This window comes from Ruminococcus turbiniformis (assembly GCF_020687545.1).
In the GTDB taxonomy this organism is placed as follows: Bacteria; Bacillota; Clostridia; order Lachnospirales; family Lachnospiraceae; genus Mediterraneibacter; species Mediterraneibacter turbiniformis.
Genome location: NZ_JAJEQX010000077.1, coordinates 1 through 2,285, shown reverse-complemented (window position 1 = coordinate 2,285; position 2,285 = coordinate 1). Strand labels below are relative to the sequence as shown.

The window sequence follows — 2,285 nt, the reverse complement described above, 5'->3', positions numbered from 1 at the left end:
GTGCCATCATCATTATAAGAATGACTTTGATCACCGACCATACCTCTCCGAGATCAGTGATCTGAATCTCCGTGAAAGGTGATCAGATTGACCGTGAAGGATGGTCAATTTATCTGAAATATACAAGGATATCGTAAACCGAAAGAAAATTACAGATACCATGATGCTTAAAAGTGTCCTGAGGTTTGTGTTTGACAACATCGGAAGCCCGCTTTCATCTAAGAAGATAGCGGACACAATGACTTCTGACGGACGGAAAATCGATACAAAAACAGTGGGGAAAATCGATTCCTCTGAAGTTGATTTTGTCGCTTCTGACGGAAAAACACACCTTGTCCTCCAAAGTTCCCCTGTGTTAGAATCATATCAGAAAGCTGCAGGAAAGGACGTAAGCAAAATGCCAGGCTATGTATTTAAAATAATGCTGGAGGATTCGCATCCTCCGGTTTGGCGCAGAGTGCTTGTGCCGGAAAAGATTACATTTTATGATCTTCACAGAGTTATACAGACAGTGTTCGGATGGGATGATGAGCATCTTCATTCATTTTCAATTCCTTCACAGCGTATTCAAATCGGGCAGAATGACGACGACTGGTCAGAGTATGATTATGAAGAAACAGAGACACTTCTGGAACAATTCATTTTGGGGCAGAAAAGTTTCCGCTATACATATGACTTCGGGGATGACTGGATCCATAAGATTACATTTGAGAAAGAAGATCCCGAATATTCCGGAAGAAGTCCTGTTCTGCTGAAAGTAAAAGGGGACAATTTTGAGGAGGATACAGGCGGAGTCTGGTTTGGAGATACACCTGAAAACAGACGGCCTTTAGATGCGGAAAAAGTAAAAGACAAGCTGAGGAGAATGAATTTCCCTAGGAGGGATGACCTGGCAGCGAAGCTGGAGGATCTGAACGCTCTGCAGGCTAAACTTCAGGATACATTAAAAAAGGTCGAGGACTTCTTTAGTCAGGATCTGGAATCCATGAGAACAGAACAACTGCAAAAAGCGCATGAGATCTCTCCTATGGCCGAGAAAGTGAACGCCTGGAAAAAGTTTGCTGACAGAGCAGGTGCAAAAACACTGAAATGTGTAAGAGGGAGCCGGACGAACGAACAGCTTTTACTGGATCTTAGTGAACAGGAACTGAAGGACTATTGCAAATATCTTCAGATTCCCGTCGTCTACTCATGGGGAAAGGAGAAGCTGGCAGGGACGCTGGCAAATACTTTCCGGGAGCATCCTGAGTACCTGATGTATGTATTCTTTGAGGATGAGTGGAAAGAACTAAAGTACCTGCGAAATCTGAACAGGAAAGAGATCAAATTCAGCGGGAAGGATCTGGATACGGTTATAAAAGCTCTGGCGCTGGGAATTATGCATGTAAATATCCCGGATGAGACAGAAGGCGCTGCGGCAGTCCTGGAACTGGCAGCTGATGGGGAAAATCTGTTCCCAGCTGTCACGCCCAAAGAGACCAGGGAACGCTACAGACATATCCGGAGCTTGTCCGATAAGCTGGGTGAAATGATTCTGTCATATGGAATGATAGAAATACACAGCATGCATACACTGTTTTGCAAAATTAATCAGGAAAATCCGGAGGAGGCAGATTTTTTCCGGTTCCTTTACTGGCACGCTCGCTTTAACAATATGCTTCAGACCGTTTATCTGGCAGACGGCACCTGTTTTGCGGTAATGGACGGGCTGGATCCGAGACGGATCTTTCAGGATATGACCAAGTATTCGGAAGGGATGGACTACAGGATCTTTACCCAAAATGAACTGTACGCAAACGCAAAGACTCCGCTTTATGTCTATCCGGAGCTGGAATCACTGTACTCAAGCCTGACCGGTTCCCTGCGTCTTCCTGTACCGTTTGCGGAGGAGCTTCTCACGGATATTTCTCATGGGATAATGGACGGCTGTACTCTGAAAGAAATTTTTGACAGTATCAGTGCATTGAATCTGGATGAGAAACCGCTGGATCTGACCTGTGAATTATGGGAGGCTGTTTCCGGCGTCATGCTTGTTTTCCCTGTCCCCATGTTAAAGGGGCGAAGCCGGACAGAATATGCGGCAATAAAGAAAATATCTCCGTGGGATATCCGGATGGCAGACGACGCTGCCTTTGAAAACACATCTGCCCTGCGGATGTGTAAATAACGGTCGCTCGTGACACACTGCACGGTTTAACTGTACCACCCTGCCGCTAATTCTGTACCATCTTACCGGTTGGCTGTACCAGCCGTTAAAGTTCTCCTTATAATGATTGTGGCACACC

At 45.6% G+C, this 2,285-nt stretch carries 1 protein-coding gene; it reads left to right on the top strand.

Features of this window, described 5'->3' with window-relative positions:
• Nucleotides 1-160: 160 nt before the first annotated feature.
• A complete protein-coding gene (locus LKD70_RS18320; RefSeq protein WP_407691003.1) occupies nucleotides 161-2,167 on the top strand; it encodes a plasmid pRiA4b ORF-3 family protein in 2,007 nt (668 codons plus the stop codon).
• Nucleotides 2,168-2,285: the final 118 nt, after the last annotated feature.

Bases quoted from the DNA above. Each gene is read 5' to 3' on its own strand.
- LKD70_RS18320 (WP_407691003.1), top strand. From the start codon at position 161: ATGATGCTTAAAAGTGTCCTGAGGTTTGTGTTTGACAACATCGGAAGC.